This is a genomic window from Rhizobacter sp. (genome assembly GCF_031412075.1).
In the GTDB taxonomy this organism is placed as follows: Bacteria; Pseudomonadota; Gammaproteobacteria; order Burkholderiales; family Burkholderiaceae_C; genus Rhizobacter.
Window position 1 is genome coordinate 1 of record NZ_JANOCG010000522.1, and the last position, 18,723, is coordinate 18,723.

General features: G+C 64.2%; 13 protein-coding genes and 1 pseudogene. 7 read left to right on the forward strand and 7 right to left on the reverse strand.

What is annotated here, in order from left to right:
* The 3 genes and pseudogenes from RMO40_RS19445 to serC form a co-directional block, all read right to left on the reverse strand.
* Nucleotides 1-1,603: pseudogene (locus tag RMO40_RS19445) on the reverse strand (heme utilization protein); the annotation flags it as partial.
* A gap of 414 nt (nt 1,604-2,017) precedes the next feature.
* Entirely contained in the window at nt 2,018-3,187 is a 1,170-nt protein-coding gene (locus RMO40_RS19450; RefSeq protein ID WP_309724888.1) for an NAD(P)-dependent oxidoreductase, read from the reverse strand.
* Between the two features lie 79 nt (nt 3,188-3,266).
* Complete coding sequence (gene serC / locus RMO40_RS19455; protein ID WP_309724890.1) at nt 3,267-4,349, reverse strand: 3-phosphoserine/phosphohydroxythreonine transaminase; 1,083 nt, start codon at nt 4,347-4,349, stop codon at nt 3,267-3,269.
* A 73-nt stretch (nt 4,350-4,422) separates the two neighbouring features.
* On the opposite strand from serC, the gene sbcB reads away from it, so the two are divergent.
* The 3 genes from sbcB to RMO40_RS19470 all read left to right on the forward strand — a co-directional run bounded on the left by sbcB (nt 4,423) and on the right by RMO40_RS19470 (nt 10,665).
* Entirely contained in the window at nt 4,423-5,856 is a 1,434-nt protein-coding gene (gene sbcB, locus RMO40_RS19460) for an exodeoxyribonuclease I (protein ID WP_309724893.1), read from the forward strand.
* Between the two features lie 76 nt (nt 5,857-5,932).
* A complete protein-coding gene (locus tag RMO40_RS19465) occupies nt 5,933-6,649 on the forward strand; it encodes a hypothetical protein (protein ID WP_309724896.1) in 717 nt (238 codons plus the stop codon).
* Nucleotides 6,650-6,867: 218 nt separating this feature from the next.
* Nucleotides 6,868-10,665 (forward strand): calcium-binding protein, encoded by a 3,798-nt coding sequence (locus RMO40_RS19470; protein WP_309724897.1) that lies wholly within the window; start codon nt 6,868-6,870, stop codon nt 10,663-10,665.
* 76 nt (nt 10,666-10,741) lie between these two features.
* On the opposite strand, the gene acnB is transcribed toward RMO40_RS19470, so the two are convergent.
* The 4 genes from acnB to RMO40_RS19490 all read right to left on the reverse strand — a co-directional run bounded on the left by acnB (nt 10,742) and on the right by RMO40_RS19490 (nt 16,352).
* Nucleotides 10,742-13,339, reverse strand: coding sequence for a bifunctional aconitate hydratase 2/2-methylisocitrate dehydratase (gene acnB, locus RMO40_RS19475; RefSeq protein ID WP_309724900.1), 2,598 nt, complete (start codon nt 13,337-13,339; stop codon nt 10,742-10,744).
* Nucleotides 13,340-13,473: 134 nt separating this feature from the next.
* Entirely contained in the window at nt 13,474-13,932 is a 459-nt protein-coding gene (locus RMO40_RS19480) for a hypothetical protein (RefSeq protein WP_309724903.1), read from the reverse strand.
* A gap of 310 nt (nt 13,933-14,242) precedes the next feature.
* Nucleotides 14,243-15,259 (reverse strand): aldolase/citrate lyase family protein, encoded by a 1,017-nt coding sequence (locus RMO40_RS19485; protein ID WP_309724905.1) that lies wholly within the window; start codon nt 15,257-15,259, stop codon nt 14,243-14,245.
* A 106-nt stretch (nt 15,260-15,365) separates the two neighbouring features.
* On the reverse strand, nt 15,366-16,352 hold the full coding sequence (locus RMO40_RS19490) for a malate dehydrogenase (RefSeq protein ID WP_309724908.1): 987 nt from the start codon (nt 16,350-16,352) through the stop codon (nt 15,366-15,368).
* A gap of 184 nt (nt 16,353-16,536) precedes the next feature.
* Here RMO40_RS19490 and RMO40_RS19495 point away from each other — a divergent pair, with 184 nt between their 5' ends.
* From RMO40_RS19495 to RMO40_RS19510, 4 genes are all read left to right on the forward strand, one after another.
* A complete protein-coding gene (locus tag RMO40_RS19495; RefSeq protein WP_309724911.1) occupies nt 16,537-17,310 on the forward strand; it encodes a UTRA domain-containing protein in 774 nt (257 codons plus the stop codon).
* Between the two features lie 103 nt (nt 17,311-17,413).
* Nucleotides 17,414-17,833 carry a succinate dehydrogenase, cytochrome b556 subunit gene (gene sdhC, locus RMO40_RS19500; RefSeq protein ID WP_309724913.1) on the forward strand — a complete coding sequence of 140 codons (420 nt, stop codon included), beginning with the start codon at nt 17,414-17,416 and terminating at the stop codon, nt 17,831-17,833.
* 24 nt (nt 17,834-17,857) lie between these two features.
* On the forward strand, nt 17,858-18,223 hold the full coding sequence (sdhD, locus tag RMO40_RS19505; protein WP_309724915.1) for a succinate dehydrogenase, hydrophobic membrane anchor protein: 366 nt from the start codon (nt 17,858-17,860) through the stop codon (nt 18,221-18,223).
* Between the two features lie 2 nt (nt 18,224-18,225).
* Nucleotides 18,226-18,723 (forward strand): FAD-dependent oxidoreductase (locus RMO40_RS19510; RefSeq protein ID WP_489660200.1); only part of this gene is annotated, 498 nt, incomplete at its 3' end.

The following is an 18,723-nucleotide window of genomic DNA, read 5'->3' on the forward strand; positions in this document are numbered from 1 at the left end:
CACGAAGGTCAGCGGTTTCAAGCACGCTGACTTGCGCGGTGGTCAGGACACCCACTTGGGCGCCGGACAAGACTGCGAAGTGCGCGGTACCGAGGGCGTTCAAGTCACCCGTGGCGATGGTCGGCAGTTGGTCGGTGGTCAGGGCCACGACTTGCGCGGTGGTCAGCGCACCGATTTGAGCCGACGACAAGGCGCCAATCTGGTCCGAGGTCAAGCCACCGATGCCGGCAGTGGAGATCGCACGCAGGTCGTTGGTTTCGAGCGCAGCCATCTGGTCGGTGGTGAGGGCAGCCACTTGGCTGGCGCTCAGGCGGCCGAACTGGGCGGTCGTCAGGGCGACCACGTCAGCGGTCTCCATCGTGGAGATTTGAGCGGTCGTCAGCGCGCCGATCTGGGCGGTCGTCAGCGCAGCAACCTGGCCGCTGGTGAAGGCGTTCAGGTCTTCGCTGGTGAGGCCGGCAATCTGGGCGGTGGTCAGTGAAGAAACTTGAGCGGTCGACAAGGCGCCGATCTGGGTCGAGCTGAGGGCGGTGAGCTGGTCAGAGTTCAGCGCGCGCACGGCGGCGGTGCTCAGGGCGGCCAGGTCGGCTGTTTCCAGGCTGCTCACTTGTGCGGTGGTCAACACGCCGACTTGGGCGCCGGACAGCGAGGCGAAGTGGGCCGTGCCCAGGGCGTTCAAGTCTTCGGTCGCGAGTGTGGGCAGCTGGTCGGTCGTCAGGGCCTGCACTTGCGCGGTGGTCAGCGAGCCGACTTGTGCCGAGCTCAGCGCGCCGAGCTGGTCGCTGCTCAGCACGCGGATGGCGGCGGTGCTGATGGCACGCAGGTCATTGGTTTCGATGGCGACGATCTGGTTGGTCGTCAAGGCGCCGATCTGGTCGCCGCTGAGGCGCGCGAACTGTGCGCTCGTCAAGGCAGCCACGTCGGCTGTTTCCAGGGTCGACATCTGCGCCGTGGTGATGGCGGCGATCTGGGCCGTGGTCAGGGAGGCCACTTGGTTGCTGGTCAGCGCGTTCAGGTCTTCGCTGGTCATGCCGGCGACTTGCGCGGTGGTCAGCGAGGCCACTTGGGCCGTCGTCAGGGCGCCGATCTGGTCGGAAGTCAGGGCAGTGATCTGGTCCGAATTCAGTGTGCGCAGTGCGGCGCTGCTGAGGGCACGCAGGTCATTGGTTTCGAGGGCACTCAACTGCTGGGTGGTCAGCGCGCTCGCTTGCGCGGTCGACAGCACGGCGAAGTGCGAGCTGCTCAATGCGTTGAGGTCACCGGTCGAGAGGGTGGGCAACTGGTCGGTGGTGAGCGCCACCACCTGGCCGGTGGTGAAGGCTTCGATCTGCGAGCTGTTCAACGCGCCGAGCTGGTCGGAGTTGAGCGCACGGATCGCGTTGGTGGAGATGGCCCGCAGGTCATGCGTCTGGAACGCACCCATTTGATTGGTGCTCAGCGTCGAGATCCCCAGGGTCGAGATCGCCCCAGCTTGAGCGGAGGTCAAGGCAACGATCTGGTTGGTGCTGAACGCCGCCCAGTCTTCCGTTGTGAGCCCATTGATCGTGGTGGTGGACAAACCGGCGATTTGCGCGGTGCTCAGAGCGGAAATGATGGTTGCCATGACGGTTTTTTCCTTGTTCGCGGGATTCAGTGATTCCGGTCAACGGCAGAGAGGCAAGCCGGTGTGGCCTGCTTCGCAGCTCTCTGACGAGGAACGGTGGTTTTCACGTGTTGGATCAGGGGGTTCGGGATCCGCGGAACAACTGCACACGCAGCCCCCTCGGAAATCCTCTCTTCCCATTCCCTCGGAATATCGGTGCAAGGCCCTTTCGACTTAAGGCGGATTTGCAGGCTCTAAGCGGGCTTGTTCGTGAATTGCTTGGATGAACCGCGAGCTGGTGCGCGTGCCGGCGAGACATTCGTCACAAACGCACGCGAGCGGCTCCAAACAAAAAAGGCCCCGCCGTTTCCGGCGAGGCCTTTTGCGCACTAGGTCTGGGTGCTTGCGCTACATAGATAGAGATGTCGGGGCGGCTTATTGCGGCAGGTAGCGCACCGACAGCACGCCTTCAATCGCGGTCAGGCCTTGCAACACCGCGTCAGCAACCGGGCTGTCCACATCGACCAGCGTGTAGGCCATGTCGCCACGCGACTTGTTGACCATGTTGTGGATGTTCAGGCCCGCTTTGGCCATGGCACCAGAGATCTGGCCCAGCATGTTGGGCACGTTGGCGTTGGCGATCGCCACCCGGTAGGCCGACTCTCGCGCCATCGTGACCTGCGGGAAGTTGACTGCGTTGCTCACGTTGCCGTGCTCCAGGTAGTCGACCAGCTGGTCGACGACCATGATGGCGCAGTTCTCTTCGGCCTCGGCGGTCGAAGCGCCCAGGTGGGGCAGGGCCACCACTTTCTCGTGGCCGTTGACCACCGCGCTCGGGAAGTCGCACACATACCAGCCCAGGTGCCCGGCGTTGAGCGAGGCCAGCACCGCCTTTTCATTCACCACCCCTTCGCGCGAGAAGTTGAGCAGCACGGTGCCGGCGCGCATGAGGTTGAGGTTGTCGGCGTTCACCAGGTCGCGCGTGGCGTCGACCAGCGGCACGTGCAGGGTGATGAAGTGGGCGTTCTTCATCACCTCGGCCACGCTGGCGGCCTTCTTCACCTGCGCGGGCAGGCTCCAGGCGGCGTCGACGGTGATCTCGGGGTCGTAGCCCAGCACGTTCATGCCGAGCTTGATGGCGGCGTCGGCCACCAGGCAGCCGATCTTGCCCAGGCCCACGATGCCCAGCGTGCGGCCCGCGAGCTCGAAGCCGGCAAAGTTTTTCTTGCCGTCTTCGACCAGCTTTTCCATCTCGGGGTTCTTGGCATCGAGCGCCGACACGAAACGCAGGGCCGGCGCCACGTTGCGCGCGGCGATCAGCATGCCGGCCAACACCAGCTCTTTCACGGCGTTGGCATTGGCGCCCGGTGCGTTGAACACCGGCACACCCCGCGCGCTCATGGCCTTGACGGGGATGTTGTTGGTGCCGGCGCCGGCGCGGGCGATGGCTTTCACGCTGGCCGGGATGTCGAGGGTGTGCATGTCGGCCGATCGCAGCAGCACGGCGTCGGGGTGGGCCACGTCCTTGCTGGCCTTGTAGCGCTCGGCGGGCAGGCGCTTCAGGCCGTTGGCAGAGATCTGGTTGAGAACCAGGATGTTGAACATGGCAGGCTCCTGCGCTGTGGTGGGCGCAGCGTGCCACGCTGCGCCACCTGCGCCATCCCGGGAAACCAGTAGCGCGTTTCTAGGCGTGCTGGGAGGCGAACTCTTTCATGTAGTCGACCAGCGCCTTCACGCCTTCGACTGGCATCGCGTTGTAGATGGAAGCACGCATGCCGCCCACCGAGCGGTGGCCCTTGAGCTGCATCAGCTTGCGTGCCTGGGCGCCTTTCAGGAAGGCCTCGTCGAGCGACTCGTTTTTCAGCTTGAAAGGCACGTTCATCAGCGAGCGGTCGCCCTTGGCCACCGGGTTGCTGTAGAAGGAGCTGCCGTCGAGGTAGTCGTACAGCAGCGCGGCCTTGCTGCGGTTGTGCGTCTCCATCTCCTTCAGGCCGCCTTGTGCCTTCAGCCACTGGAACACCAGCCCGGCGATGTAGATCGCGTAGGTGGGCGGGGTGTTGAGCATGGAGTCGTTGTCGGCCTGCTGCTTGTAGTCGAAGGCCGAGGGTGTGATCGGCAGCGCGTGGCCGAGCAGGTCTTCGCGCACGATCACGATGGTCAGGCCGGCCGGGCCGATGTTCTTTTGCGCGCCGGCGTAGATCAGGCCGTACTGGGTGACGTCGACCGGGCGCGACAGGATGTTGGACGACATGTCGGCGATCAAGGGCACCTCGCCGGTGTCTGGCACCCAGTGATATTCAACGCCGGCAATGGTCTCGTTGGAGCAGATGTGCACGTAGGCCGCGTTGGGGTCGAGCTTCCAGGTGCTCTGCGGGGGCACGCTGGTGAAGCCAGTGTCTTCAGCGCTGGCCGCCACGTTCACCTTGCAGTAGTTCTTGGCTTCCTTGATCGACTTCTTGGCCCACTCGCCCGTGTTGATGTAGTCGGCGCTGGTCTTGCCGCGCAGCATGTTCATCGGGACGATGGCGTTCTGGCCGATCGCACCACCTTGCAGGAACAGCACCTTGTAGTTGGCGGGAATCGCCAGCAGTTCACGCAGGTCGGCCTCGGCCTGCGCTTGGATGGCCACGTACTCCTTGCCGCGGTGGCTCATCTCCATGACCGACATGCCGGAGCCCTTCCAGTCGAGCATTTCATCGGCTGCCTGGCGCAGAACCGATTCGGGCAGGGCGGCGGGGCCGGCGCTGAAGTTGAAAACGCGAGTCATGGAAAGGTCTCCGCTGGAGGGTCTGTCGGGCCTGCAAGCTTAGCCGATGCCCTGGGCTGGTAGATTGCCCGCCATGAGCGACCTGACCTTCTACTGGCACGACTACGAAACCTTCGGCCGTGTGCCGCGCCGCGACCGGCCGTCGCAGTTTGCCGGCGTGCGCACCGACGCCGATCTCAACGAAGTGGGCCAGCCGGTGATGGTGTACTGCCAACCCGCACCCGACTACCTGCCCGAGCCCGAGGCCTGCCTGCTCACCGGCATCCTGCCGCAGACCTGCCTGGCGCAAGGCCTGCCCGAGCATGCGTTTGCCGACGTCATCGAAAGAGAACTGGCACAGCCCGGCACGGTGGGCGTGGGCTACAACTCGATCCGTTTCGACGACGAGGTGACGCGCCACCTCTTCTGGCGCAACCTGATCGACCCCTATGCACGCGAGTGGCAAAACCAGTGCGGGCGTTGGGACTTGCTCGACGTGGTGCGTGTCACCTGGGCGCTGCGACCCGACGGTATCGAGTGGCCCTTGCATGACGACGGCCGCCCCTCGTTCAAGCTGGAGCACCTCACCAAAGCCAACGGCCTGGTGCACGAAGCGGCGCACGATGCCTTGTCGGACGTGCGTGCCACCATCGCGATGGCCCGCTTGATCAAGCAGCGCCAACCCAAGTTGTGGGATTTCTGCCTGCGACTGCGAAAAAAAGACGAGGTCGTGCGCGAGATGGGCGTCGGCCGGCCTTTCCTGCATGTGTCAGGCATGTACGGCGTGGAGCGCGGTTGCACGGCCTTGGTGTGGCCCCTCGCGCCGCACCCGACCAACAAGAACGAAGTCATCGTGTGGGACCTGGCGGCCGACCCGTCGGAGCTTTTCACGCTCGATGTCGACACCATCCGCCAGCGCATGTTCAGCAAGAGCGACGAGCTGCCCGAAGGCGTGGCGCGCCTGCCGATCAAGACCATCCACATTAACAAGTCGCCCATCGTTGTCGGCAACTACAAGCCGTTTGCCGACACGATGGCGAACAAGTGGGGTCTGGACATTGAGCAGGCGTTGCGCCACGCCGAGCAGCTGGGGCAAAAGGGCCAGCTGCTGGCCGGCATGTGGCCGGCGGTGTTCGAGCGGCCGGCGGCCGATACGGTGCCCGATGTCGATGAAGACCTCTACGGCGGCTTCATCGGCAACGAAGACCGGCGCAGCCTGCAGCGTCTGCGTGGCCTGAAGCCCGAACAACTGGCTGACAAGCGCCCGGCGTTTGCCGACAAGCGTCTGGACGAGCTCTTCTTCCGCTACCGAGCGCGCAACTTCTCCCAAACCCTGAGCGATGCTGAACAGGCGCAATGGGTCGAGCATTGCGCCCACCGCCTGCATGACGGCGCGGGCGGCGCGCTCACGCTCGAAGGTTTCTTCGAACGCATCGACGTGCTGGAGCAAGAAGCTGATGAGCGAGGCCAGGAGATCCTGGGAGCACTTGTCGACTACGCCACCGAGATCGCACCCGACAGAGACTGAGGCTATCCTCCGGGCCTGGGTGGCACGCGGCACAGATCGCTCTCGCCACCGTGGCCTGTCTGAGGAGGAACACTTGATGAACTCGATGCTGTTGTGGGTGCGTGCGGCGCTGGCCGCCACCGCGGGTCTGATGCTGGCTGGCTGCGGGGCGTTCCCCGACGCCGTGCGCGTCAACGACCAAGATTCGGCAGTCGCATCGGTGCGCTTGACGGTGCGCCCCGAGGCCTGGGCGCGCAACGCCGAGAGCCTGCGAGGCCTCCAGGTCGGCTACGAACGTTACCGTGCCCAGAGCACGCAGGAGCTGCTGGCGGGGCAAGAGATCCGCATGAACCCGAGCGACACCCCCTTGCCTGGCCCCGACAGCTTGCGCAACGAGGTGACGGTGGCGCATGCCTATCTGGGCTACAGCCACACCTTCCTGTTCGGGCGCCATCTGGAGATGGAGCCGGTGTTCGGCGTCGCCCATCTGCGATTCGACGCCAAGGTGCAGCCGACGGTGTCGCTCTTGCGGCCCTCGACGCATTACAGCAAGGCGGTCGCTTTTGGTGGCTTCACACCCAGGTGGCGCTTCAATGACCTGATGGCGCTGGAGCTGCGCTTGACGTGGAGCGGCAGGTCGCTCGACATCGCCACCCGCAACGCCGATCTGGGCTTGGTGCTGCGGCCCGAGAAGCATGTGGGCCTGCGATTGGGGTACTCGTGGCGCGAAGGCGGTTGGGGCACCGACTTCCTCTCGTCAGAGGTCAGCGTGCGCGCGCGCGGCCCCTCGGCGTCGCTGCTATTCGACTTCTAGCGCTTGCTCGTCCTCTTCGCGAGGCGGCAAGTGGGTGGGCGGCTCCACTCATCTAACCCGCTATCTGTGTGCAAATGTTTCGCGTGTGGCCTGCCTAGAATGCCCCGGCGCTCTGGGAGTCAACAGGGTGCTTGTGACTCGGCTCACTGCCCCGCCAAGGAGGGCGCCTGTCGTGATCGGCAAGGCGTCTGGCGGACAACACATCAACGGAGGACGACATGCCTGACCTGTTCGTAGTAGGAACTTCCCAAGACGACTTTCTTTTCGGTGAAGAAGGCAACGACACACTGATCGGCCTGGAGGGAAACGACACGCTCGAAGGCCGCGCCGGCAACGACCTGCTCGACGGCGGCACTGGTGCTGACACCTACGTCTTCGGGCGCGGCGATGGGCGAGACACCGTCTTCAGCTTTCCCGATGGGCAACAAGATCGTCTGCGGCTGGGCAGCGGCATCGGCCTCACCGACGTGAGCGTGCGCAGCGAAGGCAGCGACCTGATCCTGACGCTGCAAGGCAGCAGCGACTCGGTGCGCATCGCCAACTACCTCAACGTCGCCCCGCACGATCGGCTGCGTATCGAGTTCGCCGACGGGGCGGTGTGGGACGGCCTGGCCATCGACCGCAAGCTCTTCCCGAGCGATGACTACCTGTCGGGTCAACCCGGCCAGAACGAAACGCTCGATGGCGGCTTGGGCAACGACAACCTGTTTGGCGGTGACGGCGACGATATCTTGTATGGCGATGCCGGCAACGACATGCTGGACGGTGGCCCGGGTGCCGACACCTACGTCTTTGGTCGTGGCGACGGCCAAGACACCGTGTTCACATTTCCCGATGGTCAGCAAGATCGCCTGAGTTTGGGCAGCGGCATCGGCATGACCGACGTCCAGGTGCAAATGCAAGGCAGCGACCTGCTCCTGGCCTTGCAAGGCAGCAGCGACAGCGTGCGCATCGCCAATTACTTCAACCTCGCGCCGCTTGACCGGCTGAATATCCATTTTGCCGACGGCGCGGTGTGGGACGGCTTGGCCATCGACCGCAAGCTCTTCCCGAGCGACGACTTCCTGGCGAGCCAACCCGGCCAGAGCGAAACACTGGACGGTGGGTTGGGCAACGACAACCTGTTCGGCGGCGACGGCGACGACATCCTCTACGGCGACGTTGGCAACGACGTGCTCGATGGTGGCACCGGCTCCGACACCTACGTCTTCGGTCGTGGCGATGGGCAAGACACCATCTTCAGCTTCCCCGATGGGCAACAAGATCGTTTGCGCCTGGGCAACGGCATCGGCATGACCGACGTGAACGTGCGCAGCGAAGGCAGCGACTTGATCCTGACGCTGCAAGGTCGCAACGATTCGGTTCGCATCACCAACTACCTCAACCTTGCCCCGCAGGACCGGATGCGCATCGAGTTCGTCGACGGGGCGGTGTGGGACGGCCTGTCCATCGACCGCAAGCTCTTCCCGAACGACGACTTCCTGGCCGGCCAACCCGGTCAGAGCGAAACGCTCGATGGCGGCTTGGGCAACGACAACCTGTTCGGCGGCGACGGCGACGACATCCTCTACGGCGACGTTGGCAACGACGTGCTCGATGGTGGCACCGGCAGCGACACCTACGTCTTCGGTCGTGGCGATGGGCAAGACACCATCTTCAGCCTCCCCGATGGGCAACAAGATCGCCTGCGCCTGGGCAGCGGCATCGGCATGACCGACGTGAACGTGCGAAGCGAAGGCAGTGACCTGATCCTGACGCTGCAAGGCGGCAGCGACTCGGTGCGAATCGCCAACTACCTCAACCTTGCCCCGCAAGATCGGATGGGCATCGAGTTCGCCGACGGGGCGGTGTGGGACGGCATGGCCATCGACCGCAAGCTCTTCCCGAGCGATGACTACCTGGCAGGCCAACCCGGCCAGAACGTAACGCTCGATGGCGGGCTGGGCAACGACATGGTGTTCGGCGGCGATGGCGACGACATCCTTTATGGCGATGGCGGCGACGACCTGCTCAACGGGGGGACGGGCAGCGACACCTATGTGTTTGGCCGAGGCGATGGCCAAGACACGATCTTCAGTTGGTATGACGGCCAGCAAGACCAGCTGCGCCTGGGCGGCGGCATCGGCTTGGCCGATGTGAACGTGACTGCCGAAGGCAACGACCTCATCCTCAGCCTGATCGGCGGCAGCGACTGGGTGCGCCTTTCCTACTACTTCAGCGTTCCGCCAGAGTACCGGCCGAACATCGAGTTCGCCGACGGCGCGGTCTGGGATGGCCTGGCCATCGAGCGCAAGCTCATCCCGAGCGATGACTACCTGGCCAGCGAACCCGGCCAGAACGTCACGCTCGATGGCGGGCTGGGTAACGACATGTTGTTCGGCGGTGATGGCGACGACATCCTCTATGGCGATGGCGGCGATGACCTGCTCAACGGCGGCACCGGCAGCGACACCTACGTGTTTGGCCGAGGTGATGGCCAAGACACGATCTTCAGTTGGTATGACGGCCAGCAAGACCGGCTGCGCTTGGGTGCGAGCATCGGTTTGACCGATGTGAACGTGAACGCCGAGGGCAACGACCTGGTCCTCAGCCTGATCGGCAGCAGCGACTCGGTGCGCCTGTCTTACTACTTCAGCGTTCCGCCGGAATACCGGCCGAACATCGAGTTCGCCGATGGGGCGTTGTGGGACGGCCTGGCCATCGAACGCAAGCTCGCACCGGTGAACGACTTCCTCGTCGGCACCCACCTGGCCGACACGCTCGACGGCGGCTGGGGTGACGACACGCTGCTCGGCTTGGAGGGCAACGACCTGCTCATCGGCGACGCGGGCAACGACCGGCTCGACGGTGGCCTGGGCGATGACAGGCTCCATGGCGGGAGTGGTGACGACACCTACGTGGTGGAGGGGCAAGACAGCGTCGTCGAAGCGGCGAACGCCGGCACCGACACCGTCATTTCCGGCGTGTCGTACACGCTGGGTGAGCACCTCGAAAACCTCAGTTTGGTGGGCGCGGGTGCTGTCGATGGCAGGGGCAACGCCTTGAACAACACCTTGTCGGGCAACGACGCAGCCAACCTGCTCGATGGCGCCGCCGGCGCCGACCTGATGATCGGCGGCTTGGGCAACGACACCTACGTGGTGGACGACCAGGCCGACGTGGCGACCGAGCTGCCCGGCGGTGGTGTCGACACCGTGCATTCGCTGGTCGACTACAGCCTGGGTGCCGAGATTGAAACGCTGATGCTGACTGGCACGGAGGCCTTGAACGGCACCGGGAATGCGCTGAACAACCTGCTGGTTGGCAATATCGGCGCCAACACGCTTGACGGTGGGGCAGGGGCCGACCAGATGCTGGGTGGTGCCGGTGATGACATCTACATCGTCAACACGGCATCAGACCAGGTGTTCGAGAGCTCGAACGCAGGGACGGATCTGGTGCGCAGCCAGGTGAGCTTGGTGTTGGGCAGCCACGTCGAGAACCTGAGCTTGCTGGGTTCGTCGTGGCTGAGCGGCACCGGCAATGAACTGGGCAACACCCTCGTCGGCAACTCTGGCAACAACCGGCTCTCCGGCCTGGCTGGCGCCGACACGCTCGATGGCCGGGCTGGCAATGACACGCTGGCCGGTGGCACGGGCGCCGACAACTATCTGTTTGCGCGGGGCTACGGCATCGACACGGTGCAAGAAAATGACAACGCCGTGGGGGTGAGAGACAGCGTGCGTTTTGCGCCTGGCATCGCGCAGTCCGACATGCGCTACCGGCGTGTGGGTAGCAACCTGGAGGCCTCGGTCGTCGGCACCAGCGACAAGCTGGTGTTCCAGAACTGGTACCACGGCTCACGCTACCGCGTCGAAGACTTTCGCTTCAGTGACGGCTCGGTGCTGACCGATTCGCAGGTGCAGGCACTGGTGGGTGCGATGGCCACGTTCGCGGCCCCATCGGGGTCGAGCGACTTCACCCCGTTGCCCACACGTGTCGGCCTGCAAGACATTGCAGTCGGCACGATGGGCTGATGCCCTGATCTGACGGTGGCGTAAAAAAGCCCCTCGGTTTGCACCGAGGGGCTTTTGCTTTTCAGCGAGACACGGCTCAGGCGGTGACCTTCTCGGCCGCGTCGGTGAAGTCCTGGATCTTGTCGAAGTTCAGGTACTGGTAGATCTTGTCGCTTGCGGCGGTGAGCACGCCCATGTCGGCCAGGTACTCCTCTTTGGTCGGGATGCGACCGAGCTTGGAGCAGATCGACGCCAACTCGGCCGAGCCGAGGTAGACGTTGCTGTTCTTGCCCAGCCGGTTGGGGAAGTTGCGTGTGCTGGTCGAGAACACGGTCGCGCCTTCCTTCACCTGCGCCTGGTTGCCCATGCACAGGCTGCAGCCCGGCATTTCCATGCGCGCGCCGGCATTGCCGAGCACGCCGTAGTGGCCTTCGTCGCTCAGCTTCTTGGCGTCCATCTTGGTGGGCGGTGCCACCCACAGCTTGACCGGAATGTCGCGCTTGCCTTCGAGCAGCTTGGAAGCGGCGCGGAAGTGGCCGATGTTGGTCATGCACGAGCCGATGAACACTTCGTCGATCTTGGCACCGGAGACTTCGGCCAGCGTCTTCACGTCGTCGGGGTCGTTCGGGCAGGCGACGATGGGCTCGTGGATGTCGGCCAGGTCGATCTCGATCACGGCGGCGTAGTCGGCGTCGGCGTCGCCCTTCAAGAGCTGCGGGTTCTTGAGCCACGCTTCTTGCGCGGCGATGCGGCGAGCCAGGGTGCGCGGGTCGGCGTAGCCTTCGGAAATCATCCACTTCATCAGCGTGATGTTGCTGTTGATGTATTCGATGATCGGTTCTTTGTTGAGGTGCACCGTGCAGCCGGCGGCGCTGCGCTCGGCCGACGCGTCGCTCAGCTCGAAGGCTTGTTCCACCTTCAGGTCGGGCAGGCCTTCGATCTCGAGAATGCGGCCGGAGAAGATGTTCTTCTTGCCCTTCTTCTCGACGGTGAGCAGGCCGGCCTTGATGGCGTACAGCGGGATCGCGTTAACCAGGTCACGCAGCGTCACACCGGGTTGCATGCTGCCCCTGAAGCGCACGAGCACCGACTCAGGCATGTCGAGCGGCATCACGCCGGTGGCGGCCGCAAAGGCCACCAAACCCGAGCCCGCAGGGAAGCTGATGCCGATCGGGAAGCGGGTGTGGCTGTCGCCACCGGTGCCGACGGTGTCGGGCAACAAAAAGCGGTTGAGCCAGCTGTGGATCACGCCGTCACCGGGGCGCAGCGCAATGCCGCCGCGGTGGCTGATGAAGTCGGGCAACTCGTGGTGCATCTTCACGTCCACCGGCTTCGGGTAGGCGGCGGTGTGGCAGAACGATTGCATCACCAGGTCGGCGCTGAAGCCCAGGCAAGCCAGGTCTTTCAACTCGTCTCGCGTCATCGGGCCGGTGGTGTCTTGCGAGCCCACGCTGGTCATGCGCGGCTCGCAGTAGGTGCCGGGCCGAACGCCTGGCTGTTGCCCGTTGACTTCCGGCAGGCCGCAAGCCTTGCCGACCATCTTTTGTGCGAGAGAGAAACCCTTCTTGGTGTCGACCGGGCTTTGCGGCAGGCGGAACAAGGTCGAGGGCGGCAGGCCCAATGCCTCGCGCGCCTTGGCGGTGAGACCGCGGCCGATGATCAACGGAATGCGGCCACCGGCGCGCACTTCGTCGAACAGCACGGCGCTCTTGACCTTGAATTCGGAGATGAGCTTGCCGTCTTTCAGGGCCTTGCCATCGTAGGGGCGCAGCTCGACCACATCGCCCATGTTCATCTGGCTCACGTCGAGCTCGATCGGCAGGGCGCCGGCGTCTTCCATGGTGTTGTAGAAGATCGGGGCGATCTTGGTGCCCAGGCACACGCCACCGAAGCGCTTGTTGGGCACGTAGGGAATGTCTTCGCCGGTGAACCACAGCACGCTGTTGGTGGCCGACTTGCGGCTGGAGCCAGTGCCGACCACGTCGCCCACGTAGGCCACCAGGTTGCCCTTGGCGCGCAGGTCTTCGATGAACTTGATGGGGCCGCGCTTGCCGTCTTCTTCAGGCGTGATGCCCTCGCGCTTGTTCTTCAGCATGGCCAGCGCATGCAACGGGATGTCGGGTCGGCTCCAGGCGTCGGGCGCGGGCGACAGGTCGTCGGTGTTGGTTTCGCCGGTCACCTTGAAGATGGCCACGGTGATGCTTTGCGGCACTTCGGGCCGCGAGGTGAACCACTCGGCGTCGGCCCAGCTTTGCAGCACCGACTTGGCGTTGGCGTTGCCGCGTTCGGCCTTTTCTTGCACGTCGTGGAACTGGTCGAACATCAAGAGCGTGCCCTTGAGGCCCTTGGCGGCGATGGCGCCGACGGTGGCGTCGTCCAGCAGGTCGATCAGCGGGCTGATGTTGTAGCCGCCGAGCATGGTGCCCAGCAGTTCGGTGGCTTGCTCGCGCGAGATGAGCGAGCAGGTTTCGGTGCCGTGCGCCACGGCAGCCAGGTACGAAGCCTTGACCTTGGCCGCGTCGTCCACGCCGGCCGGCACCCGATGGGTGAACAGGTGCACCAGGGTGGCACCTTCGCCCGCCGGCGGTGCCTTGAGCAGATCGATCAGCTCGCCGGTTTGTTGCGCCGACAGAGGCAGCGGAGGGATGCCGAGGGCGGCACGGTCAGCGACATGTTGGCGATAGGCTTGAAGCATGTAGTTCTCCGAGTGGTGCAAAGCGAGAGGTCAGTGAAGCAAGAAACCTGCGAGCCGACGCAAACGCTCGGCTGCTGGCAGGCAAGAGAAACAGAGACATGGGGTGCTGGCTCGCCTTGCGCTCGGAGAAGGGCTTACTTGGGTTGCGCTTCGTTGAAAGCGCGTTGCTTCTCGTGCACGCAGGCGTCGACCAGGCGCTTGCCGGCCTTGGTGTCCATCAGCATGGACTTGTTGGCGATCTGGATCAGCAGGCCCACACCCTTGACGTCTTCCAGGCGCAGCGCGCCGGTGGACGAGAGCACAGGCTTCATCGTGTAGAGCTGCTTGCCGAACTTCACGTCGACATAGCCGGGCGACTTGGGATTGATGCTGACGTCGATGCTCTGCTTGAGGTCGCAATCGTAGGGGCCGTAGTGGGTGCGCTCGGCGGCATCAAGCTGAGCTTGATCGGCGGCGGGCAGGGGCTTGTCGGCAGGCGCCGCTTTTTTGGCGGGCGCAGGCTTGGCCGCCGGCTTCGCAGCGGGTGCGGTCTGGGCCAGGGCGGAGACGCTGGCAAATGCAATGGCGACTGCGAAAACGGCGGTTCGAATCATGGAATCACTCCGGGGGGTTGAGGAAGCCCGGATTGTGAAGGCCCGCTAACTTCGCCCCGAGGGGGCAGATTCCCTGATTGAAACAAATTGAACCGCTGCGGTGTCCCGCATGAAACCTGGGTTCCGCGCCGGGTGCCATGAGACGCCCGTGACGGGCGCAACGCGCCCACGCGGCGCGTGTGCGAGTTCACAAACATGCCGCTGGCCGCGACGCACCGCGCTGCACTGGCCGTGCTAGCGCGTGAAGACGCTGCCCCAACGGCGCTGAAACATTTGTTCGCCAACTCGACAAAGCGAGGTGTGGCGCAATTCACGACCGCGCTCCGACGTCGTCCGAGAAGAAGGCCTGGCGCACCTCGATCGGCAGGTCTTGGCCGGTGCGCAGGGCGCGCTCGAGCACGTGCCAGAAGTAGCGGTAGCTGGCCCGGTCGTGCAGCGTGTCGCGGTGGCCGATGGGGGCCCAGTCGTTGGCTTGCGCGGCGAGCAGGATTTCGATCGCCTGGTCGGTCTCGGCCACGGTCGGCGCAAAGGCTTCGATGATGGGGAGGATCTGGTCCGGGTGGATGCTCCACATGCGCAGGTAGCCGAGCTGGCGCGAGGCCTTCTGGGCGGCCGCGCGCAGCAAATCGAGCTTTTTGAACTCGGTGACGACGCAGTGCGAGGGGGTCTTCAAATGCGCGTGGCAGGCGGCCGAAATTTCGAGCTTGGCACGCAGCACCAGCGGGTGCTCGAACTGGCCAGTGGCACTCATGCCCGCTTGTGGAATCGCACCACGGTGCGCCGACACGAAGTCCATCAAGCCGAACGACAGCGATTCGATGCGCGGGTGCGCCGCAATGCGGTCGGCGTCGCGCAGCGCGCCGTGGGTTTCGATCAGCACATGCACCGGCACCGGGTGCTTGTGGCCGTTTTCCAGCAGCGCGCGGTCGATGGCGGTGACGGCGTCTTGCGCCTGAGCGAAACCTTGCACCTTGGGCACCATCAGATAAGCCAGCTTCCCGCCGGCAATCTTGATGAGCGTGCTCACGTCAGCGTCGAACGACGGGTGATCGAACGGGTGCACCCGGGCGCCCACGCGGCCGTGTGCGTTTCGCGACGACATCACCAACTCACCCACCAGGTGCGCGTGTTCGGCTTCGCCACCGACCGGGGCGCCGTCTTCGCAGTCGAGCGTGACGTCGAACACCGGGCCCATGTCGGCCTGCATCTGCAGGCTCTTGTGCATGCGCAAGGGCACGCCGGCGTAGTGGTCGCAGACCGGCAGGGCAGGCGCCGCCTCGGTGGCGTCAAACAAGGCCTGCCGGGGGTGGACTTGGGTCGGGCTCATGCAGGGCGGTGGCTGTAGGGAGCGAAAAAGAAGGGCGCAAAAAAGAAGGGCGAAAAAAAGGCCAGCAGCGTCGCGTACCGGCCTCTTTTGCTCACCTGCTGTGGTTTCAGAGCAGGTGCTTGACGCCGTCTTGCTCGCCTTGCAACTCGGCCAGGGTCTTGTTGATGCACTCCTGCGAGAAGGCGTCGATGGCCAGGCCTTCGACGATCTTGTATTCGCCATTGGCGCAAGTGACCGGGAAGCCAAACATCACGTCCTTCGGAATGCCGTATTCGCCATTCGACGGAATGCCCATGGTGACCCACTTGCCTTGGGTGCCCAGGGCCCAATCGCGCATGTGGTCGATGGCGGCGTTGGCTGCCGACGCGGCCGACGACAGGCCGCGCGCTTCGATGATGGCGGCGCCGCGCTTGCCGACGGTGGGCAGGAACACGTCCTTGTTCCACACCTGGTCGTTGATCATGTCCTTGACCGATTGGCCGTCGATCGTGGCGAAGCGGTAGTCGGCGTACATGGTGGGCGAGTGGTTGCCCCACACGGCCAGCTTCTCGATGCTCGACACCGGCTTGCCGGTCTTGGCGGCCAGCTGGCTGGCGGCGCGGTTGTGGTCCAGGCGCAGCATGGCGGTGAAGTTCTTCGCCGGCAGGTCGGGCGCGCTCTTCATCGCGATGTAGGCATTGGTGTTGGCGGGGTTACCCACCACGAGCACCTTGACGTTGCGGCTGGCGACCTTGTTGAGCGCCTTGCCTTGTGCCGTGAAGATGGCGCCATTGATGGCCAGCAGCTCGGCACGCTCCATGCCCGGGCCGCGGGGGCGCGAGCCCACCAGCAGAGCGTAGTCGGTGTCCTTGAAGGCGGTCTCGGGCGAGCTGTGCGCTTCCATGCCGGCGAGCAGCGGGAAGGCGCAGTCGTCGATCTCCATCATCACGCCCTTGAGCGCCTTCTGGGCTTTCTCGTCGGGGATCTCCAACAGTTGCAGGATGACCGGTTGGTCCTTGCCCAGCATCTCGCCAGACGCGATACGGAACAACAAGGCGTAGCCGATCTGGCCAGCAGCGCCGGTGACGGCAACGCGAACGGGTTTCTTGCTCATGGGGAGGCTCCGCAAGGGGGTCAAGGGGGTCGAATACAGAGGGCCGACGAGGGCTCTCTGTGCCAGCCGAGAAGTGTAGGTGAGTCTAGGTGGGAACCCGTGGTCTGTCAACGCTCTTATGTCTTATATAAGACATCTTTCAGGTGTCATGGACGCGGCGCGAGCGGTGTGCTGCAATCCTGCCATGGCCGCGTCGACCCCCACCCCTGCTGCATCCCGCCCGGCGGACGGCGACGGCGACGCCCCGGCGTTCAGCCCGCTGTACCAGCAGATCAAGGCGCTGATCACCCGCAGTTTGCAGAGCGGTGAGTGGAAGCCGGGCGAGGCGATCCCGAGCGAGATCGAGTTGGCGGCGCGCTTCAAGGTGAGCCAGGGAACCGTGCGCAAGGCCATCGATGCGCTGGCCGACGAAAATCTGGTGGTGCGCCGTCAGGGCAAGGGCACCTTTGTGGCCACCCACGCCGAAGAGAAGATCCAGTACCGGTTCTTGCGCCTCACACCCGACACAGGAGAGGCGGGTGGCATGGAGCGCCGTTTCATCGACTGCCGCCGCATGCGCGCGCCGGTCGACATCGCGCGTGCGCTGGAGCTCAAGGCCGGCGACACCGCCGTGCAGGTGCGGCGCCTGCTGCACTTTCTGGGGCGCCCGGTGGTGCTCGACGACATCTGGCTGCCCGCCCATCTTTTCAAAGGCCTCACGGCCGAGCGCCTGAGCGAATACAAGGGCCCGATGTATGGCCTCTTCGAGACCGAGTTTGGTGTTCGCATGATCCGCGCCGAAGAGCAGCTGCGCGCCGTGGCCGCCGATGCCGCTGCCGCCGAGCTCCTTCAGCTGGAAGTGGGCGCGCCCTTGTTGAGCGTGGAGCGCTTGTCGCGCACCTATGGTGACAAGCCGGTCGAGCTGCGCCGCGGTCTGTACAACACCGATGCCCACTATTACCGCAATGAGTTGAGTTGATTGGCGCGAGTCGGGCAGCCCCTGTAGAAATGCGGGTGTCCCAGCGAAACCCTGCTGCATTGCAATAAACTCTAAAAGTTTCGTCTGGTTTCACAAGGTTGGTATGGCAGTCACATCAAAACAAAGACCCGGTTCAAACATGAAGCTGATCGAGGCGACGCAGTACAAACTGCCGCCCGCAGCCGTGGTGTCCATCCTGCATCGTGTGAGCGGCATCCTGATGTTCGTGCTGATGCCCTTCATCATCTGGATGTTCGACACCAGCCTCACCTCCGAAATCACCTACGGCCAGTTCACCAGCGTCTTCGTCGGCGGCATCGGTTTTCTGCCGGCGTGGTTCATCAAATTGGTGGTGCTGGGCCTGATCTGGGCCTACCTGCACCATTTCATCGCCGGGCTGCGCCACCTCTGGATGGACGCCACGCACGCGGTGTCGAAGAAATTTGGCCGCACTTCTGCATTGGTCACGCTGGGTCTGAGCATCGTGCTCACGCTGGCGCTTGGCTTCAAGCTGTTCTTTTGAGTTTTTGAGTTTCAGGCAAACAACATGACGACACCGAATTTCGGTTCTAGGCGCGTGGTGGTCGGCGCGCACTACGGACTGCGCGACTGGCTGGCACAGCGTGTGACCGCCGTGCTGATGGCGCTTTTCACCCTCATCGTGATCGTGCAAGTCTTGCTGCCCGGCCCGATGGGCTATGACAAATGGGCCGGCATCTTCAACCCGCAGTGGATGCGTGTGTTGACCTTCGTGACCATCGTGGCGCTGCTGTACCACGTGTGGGTGGGGATTCGTGATGTGCTGATGGACTACGTGAAGCCGGTTGCCGTCAAGCTGGTGCTTCAGGTGGGCACCATCGTCTGGCTGGTGGGCTGTGCGGGTTGGGCCATTCAAGTGCTTTGGAGAATGTGATCGTGAGCGCAACTGTTTCGAAGAGAAAGTTCGACGTCGTGATCGTGGGGGCCGGGGGCTCTGGCATGCGTGCCTCGCTGCAGCTGGCACGCGCCGGCCTCAACGTGGCCGTGCTGTCCAAGGTGTTCCCGACCCGCTCGCACACCGTGGCTGCGCAAGGCGGCATTGGTGCCTCGCTCGGCAACATGTCTGAGGACAACTGGCATTACCACTTCTTCGACACCGTCAAGGGCTCCGACTGGCTCGGCGACCAGGACGCCATCGAGTTCATGTGCCGTGAAGCGCCCAAGGTCGTCTACGACCTGGAGCACATGGGCATGCCCTTCGACCGCAACCCGGACGGCACGATCTACCAGCGTCCGTTCGGCGGCCACACCGCCAACTACGGCGAAAAGCCGGTGCAGCGCGCCTGCGCCGCCGCCGACCGCACCGGTCATGCCATGCTGCACACGCTGTACCAGCAGAACGTCAAGGCCAAGACCAGCTTCTTTGTGGAGTGG

Coding starts and splice junctions, on each gene's coding strand:
- RMO40_RS19480 (WP_309724903.1), bottom strand. CDS start 13,932: ATGATTCGAACCGCCGTTTTCGCAGTCGCCATTGCATTTGCCAGCGTC.
- sbcB (WP_309724893.1), top strand. CDS start 4,423: ATGAGCGACCTGACCTTCTACTGGCACGACTACGAAACCTTCGGCCGT.
- acnB (WP_309724900.1), bottom strand. CDS start 13,339: ATGCTTCAAGCCTATCGCCAACATGTCGCTGACCGTGCCGCCCTCGGC.
- RMO40_RS19470 (WP_309724897.1), top strand. CDS start 6,868: ATGCCTGACCTGTTCGTAGTAGGAACTTCCCAAGACGACTTTCTTTTC.
- RMO40_RS19485 (WP_309724905.1), bottom strand. CDS start 15,259: ATGAGCCCGACCCAAGTCCACCCCCGGCAGGCCTTGTTTGACGCCACC.
- serC (WP_309724890.1), bottom strand. CDS start 4,349: ATGACTCGCGTTTTCAACTTCAGCGCCGGCCCCGCCGCCCTGCCCGAA.
- RMO40_RS19495 (WP_309724911.1), top strand. CDS start 16,537: ATGGCCGCGTCGACCCCCACCCCTGCTGCATCCCGCCCGGCGGACGGC.
- RMO40_RS19450 (WP_309724888.1), bottom strand. CDS start 3,187: ATGTTCAACATCCTGGTTCTCAACCAGATCTCTGCCAACGGCCTGAAG.
- RMO40_RS19465 (WP_309724896.1), top strand. CDS start 5,933: ATGAACTCGATGCTGTTGTGGGTGCGTGCGGCGCTGGCCGCCACCGCG.
- sdhC (WP_309724913.1), top strand. CDS start 17,414: ATGGCAGTCACATCAAAACAAAGACCCGGTTCAAACATGAAGCTGATC.
- RMO40_RS19490 (WP_309724908.1), bottom strand. CDS start 16,352: ATGAGCAAGAAACCCGTTCGCGTTGCCGTCACCGGCGCTGCTGGCCAG.
- sdhD (WP_309724915.1), top strand. CDS start 17,858: ATGACGACACCGAATTTCGGTTCTAGGCGCGTGGTGGTCGGCGCGCAC.